Origin of the sequence: Streptacidiphilus sp. ASG 303, from assembly GCF_020991365.1 — a bacterium.
Taxonomy (GTDB): domain Bacteria; phylum Actinomycetota; class Actinomycetes; order Streptomycetales; family Streptomycetaceae; genus Peterkaempfera.
The window spans coordinates 1-4,180 of the sequence record NZ_JAJLRA010000064.1 but is presented as its reverse complement, the minus strand read 5'-3'; the positions used below and the strand labels follow the sequence as shown (position 1 = coordinate 4,180).

At 77.3% G+C, this 4,180-nt stretch carries 4 protein-coding genes; 2 read left to right on the top strand and 2 right to left on the bottom strand.

Features of this window, described 5'->3' with window-relative positions; translation table 11 throughout:
* Nucleotides 1-448 precede the first annotated feature (448 nt).
* Together LO771_RS29885 and LO771_RS29880 are read left to right on the top strand one after the other, a co-directional pair.
* Complete coding sequence (locus LO771_RS29885) at nt 449-1,963, top strand: amidase (RefSeq protein WP_230748271.1); 1,515 nt, start codon at nt 449-451, stop codon at nt 1,961-1,963.
* 4 nt (nt 1,964-1,967) lie between these two features.
* Nucleotides 1,968-2,540 carry a TetR/AcrR family transcriptional regulator gene (locus LO771_RS29880; protein WP_230748270.1) on the top strand — a complete coding sequence of 191 codons (573 nt, stop codon included), beginning with the start codon at nt 1,968-1,970 and terminating at the stop codon, nt 2,538-2,540.
* 37 nt (nt 2,541-2,577) lie between these two features.
* Here LO771_RS29880 and LO771_RS29875 read toward each other — a convergent pair whose 3' ends face one another.
* Together LO771_RS29875 and LO771_RS29870 are read right to left on the bottom strand one after the other, a co-directional pair.
* Entirely contained in the window at nt 2,578-2,820 is a 243-nt protein-coding gene (locus LO771_RS29875) for a DUF2277 domain-containing protein (protein WP_230748269.1), read from the bottom strand.
* A gap of 354 nt (nt 2,821-3,174) precedes the next feature.
* Nucleotides 3,175-3,930: a GbsR/MarR family transcriptional regulator gene (locus tag LO771_RS29870; RefSeq protein ID WP_230748268.1), complete on the bottom strand. Its 756-nt coding sequence runs from the start codon at nt 3,928-3,930 to the stop codon at nt 3,175-3,177.
* Nucleotides 3,931-4,180 lie beyond the last annotated feature (250 nt).

Genomic DNA, 4,180 nt, shown 5'->3' with positions numbered 1-4,180 from the left:
GCGGCGGGCGGGGGGGGGGGGGGGGGGGGGGGGGGGGGCCGCGGGCCCCCCCGGCGGGGGGGGGGCCCCCGGCCCCCCCCCCCCCCCCCCCCCCCCCGCCGCGGACTGCCCGCCGCCCCCGCCGGACCCGGCCGACCCGGATCCGGACCGGTACGCGCGCGCGTGGCTGGCCGCCGCCGTGCACCTCGCCGCGGCCGAGCGGGCGCTGGTCCGCTGGTCCTGGTCGCCGGCGGAGGAGACCACTGCAGCGGGGCTCCCGTCCGCCGGGGCGGAGGATCCGGCGGACGCGGCGGGGCCGACAGGCACGGGCGGGCGTCCGGGCACGGGCGGGCACTCCGGCGCATCCTGCTGACGCACCGTCGGCGGAGGGCGTGGCGCCGGTGCGCGCCCGACCCGTTCCGGGTACTGTTCGTTCGAACGAACAGTACCCGGAACGGGGGTCCGCACGATGTCCGGTGACACCCACGACGGCCTGGCCGCCCAGGCCCGCGCCCTCGCGGACGGCCTCACCTCCTCGCGCCTGCTGGTCGAGGAGGCCCTGCGGAGGATCGAGGCCACGCAGCCCGTCCTCAACGCCTTCCGCCGCGTCCGCACCGAGGCGGCCCTCGCGGAGGCCGACGCCGCCGACCGGCGGCTGGCCGCCGGGGAGCGGCTGCCGCTGCTCGGCGTGCCGATCGCCGTCAAGGACGACACCGACGTGGCCGGCGAGCCCACGGCCTTCGGCTGCGCCGGGGAGTTCCCCGTCCGGGAGGCCGACGCGGAGGCCGTGCGGCGGCTGCGGGAGGCGGGGGCCGTGGTGGTCGGCAAGACCAACACGCCCGAGCTCGGCCAGTGGCCCTTCACCGAGGGGCCCGCGTTCGGCGAGACCCGCAACCCGTGGAGCACCGGCCACACCCCCGGCGGCTCCTCCGGCGGCGCCGCCGCGGCCGTCGCAGCCGGCGTCGTCCCCGCCGCGCTCGGCTCCGACGGGGCCGGCTCGGTCCGCATCCCGGCCGCCTGGACGAACCTCGTCGGCATCAAGCCGCAGCGCGGCCGCATCTCCGCCTGGCCGGAGCCGGAGTCCTTCCACGGCCTCACCGGCCTCGGCCCGCTGGCCCGCACCGTGGCGGACGCGGCCCTGCTGCTGGACGCCGCCGCGGGCAGCCACCCGCGCGACCGGCACCGGCCCGACGCGCTGCCGCTGCTGCCGCACGCCGGCCGCGACCCGGGCCGGCTGCGGATCGCGCTCTCGCTGCGGCCGCCGTTCACCTTCCTCCGCACGCCGCTCGACCCGCACGTGCGGGACGCGGTGGTGCGGCTCGCCGGGGCGCTGGCCCGGCTCGGCCACGACGTCGTCCCCTTCGACCTGCCGTACGGGCCGGTGGGCCCGGCCTTCGTGCCGCGCGGGATCGTCGGGGTCGCCGACTGGTGCGAGCGGGTGCCCGACCCGGAACTGCTGGACCCCCGGACCCGCGGCGCCCTGCGCAGCGCGCGGCTGCTGCGGGGACCGGCGCTGCGGGCGGCCCGGGCGGCCGAGGAGCCGCTGCGCCGCCGCTACGCGCAGGTCTTCGACCGCTTCGACGTGGTGCTCACCCCCACCACGGCCGTCCCGCCGCTGCCGATCGGCGCGATGGCGGGCTGGTCGGGGTCGCGGACCGACCGGGCGATGATCGCGGCCTGCCCGTACACCTGGCCGTGGAACGTCGTGGGCTGGCCCGCCGTCGGCGTGCCCGCGGGCTTCACCCCGGCCGGGCTCCCGGTGGGCGCGCAGCTGCTCGGCCCGCACTGCGGGGAGCCGCGGCTGGTGTCGCTCGCGGCGCAGCTGGAGGCCGACCGGCGGTGGCACGAGCGGCGGCCGCCGGTGCACACCGGGCGGAACGGACAGGACGGGCGGGGCGGACAGGACGGGCCGCACGGGTCCGCGGGCACGGCGGGCTCCGTGCCGGCGGCCCGGCGGGAGGAGGCCGCCGCGGTGGGAGAATGAGCCCATGTCCAAGCCGAGCGGCACCCGCGACCGCATCGTCCACGCCGTGCTGCGGATCATCGGGGAGCACGGCGTCGCCGGGGTCACCAACCGCCGGATCGCCGCCGAGGCCGGGGTGTCGCTGGGCTCGCTCACCTACCACTTCGCCACCCAGCACGACCTGCTGCGCGAGAGCCTGCTGCAGTTCGTGCGGGAGGAGACGCAGCGGTTCACCGACCTGGCCGACGGCCACCGGCGCGACGGCGTGGACACCCTGGAGGAGGCGGGCGCGCTGGTGGGCCGGGTGGCGGCCGGCATCGACTTCGACAGCGAGCGGATCGCGCCGTTCGAGCTGTACATCCAGGCCGGGCGCGACCCGCAGCTGCGGGAGGCCGCCGCGGAGTGCTTCGCCGCCTACGACCGGCTGGCGGCCTCCATCCTGTCCGCCCTGGGCGTGCCGGACGCGGAGCGGGCGGCGGGCGCGGTGGTGGCCCTGGTGACGGGGCTTCAGCTGCGGCGGCTGGCGACCGGTTCGGCGGCGGAGGACCTGGTGGACGCACTGCTCATGCTCACCCGCGGGGCCGGGCAGCCGGCCTGACACCGCCGGACTCCGTCCGGTCCCGTCCGGCCCCGCGTCAGGAGCCGGCGGCGCCCCCGGTCCGGGAGGCGCCGGAGCCGCGCACCTCCAGGTCCCCGAGGAGGCGCCGGGTCGCCTCCGCGACCTCGGCCACCGCCCGGTCGAAGGCCTCCCGGTTGTGGGCGGCCGGGCTGCGGAAGCCGGAGACCTTGCGGACGTACTGCAGGGCGGCGGCCGTGATGTCGTCGTCGCCGACCTCGGGGGTGACGGGCGGGCGGAGGGTCCTGATGCTGCGACACATGCCCCCAGTGTGCTCCCTCCTGCCCCCCGGGGGCGCCGTACGGTGCCCATGAGGGGCGGTGTCCATGAGGGGCGGCGTCCGCGCGGCGGACGTCCGCTCCCGGAGTCCGCAGGGCCCGGGCCCGCGGACACGCGCCGGGGACACGCCCCCGGGGGCCGGGGAGGAACCGGGGCGGTGAGGCCGCCGGGACACCACGGCGGATGCCGCCGCCCGGTCGGCCGCGGAGCCGCGGCGAAGGACGCGCCGACCGCACCGGCCCCCGCACGGACGAGGCCGCCCGACGGACGCGCGACGGGGCCGGTCCAGGCCGGGGGCCGGCCCGGGCCCCCGGGCCGCGACCGCCGTGACCGGCGCCTACCCGCGGTCCGGACGCGGCTCGGCGGTGGCGCCCGAACCCGCTTCGGGCTTCGTGTGGAGGACGTCGCGGACCTGTTCCGCGGCGCGGAGGATGCTCTCGCTGATGAAGTCGCTGAAGCGGGCGATGTTCTCCAGACGGGCGGCGGCCGGGGTGCCGCGGCCGAGGACGCCGACGCCCTGCCGCGCGGTCTCGGCGACCTGGGCGATGCCGCGGGCGCTGGCGATCGTCGACCGGTACCAGACGTCGTCGTCGACGACGTAGCGTTCGCGGCGTCGTTCGTCGCGCTCCCGCCGGACGAGGCCCAGGCCCTCGAGAGCCGCGACCGCCTTGGAGACGGAGGCGGGGCTGACCTGGAGGCGCTGGACGAGTTCGGCCGCGGTGAGGCTGCCCGCGTCGGTGGTGAAGAGGCAGGTCAGCACCCGGGACGTCATCTTGGGCAAGCCCTGCTGCATGAAGAGGGTCGTGAACGTCTCCTCGTACTCGCGCACGGCCTCGCTGTCGCGTCCGTGGCCCTGCGCCGGCGCCCCCTGCTCGCGGGGCGCGGTGTGCCGGCGCCGGTGGGCGCGGCGTTCGGTGGCGCGGTGGGCCAGGTCGGCGCGGTAAGCGGTGGGGCCGCCGTTGCGCATCACCTCACGCGTGATCGTCGAGGTGGGACGGTCGAGACGTCGGGCGATCTCCGCGTAGGCGAGGCCGTCGGCCAGCCCCAGCGCGATCTGCTGACGTTCCTGCTGGGTGAGTCTGCCTCCCGGCACCGCGCTCTCCTTCCGTGCCCCCTGGCCCCCTGGTGGCGCCAGTGTAGCGTTCATTCTCATTCCAATGCAACGATCCGGACATCTGTCATTGCGTTAGATCCATAACCGTTGCAACGAAAACCAAGCCGCCAGCTGCACAGATGCATTTCCCACGCAACGAACTTGTTGCGCGATCCTTGAACGCAACGTAGCTTTTCCTTCATCAGAAACGAAGAGCACCCGAGGAGAGCATGATGCAGACGTTCACCAC

Excerpts from the sequence above, each read along its gene's own strand:
- LO771_RS29885 (WP_230748271.1), top strand. The coding sequence starts at position 449 with ATGTCCGGTGACACCCACGACGGCCTGGCCGCCCAGGCCCGCGCCCTC.
- LO771_RS29880 (WP_230748270.1), top strand. The coding sequence starts at position 1,968 with ATGTCCAAGCCGAGCGGCACCCGCGACCGCATCGTCCACGCCGTGCTG.
- LO771_RS29875 (WP_230748269.1), bottom strand. The coding sequence starts at position 2,820 with ATGTGTCGCAGCATCAGGACCCTCCGCCCGCCCGTCACCCCCGAGGTC.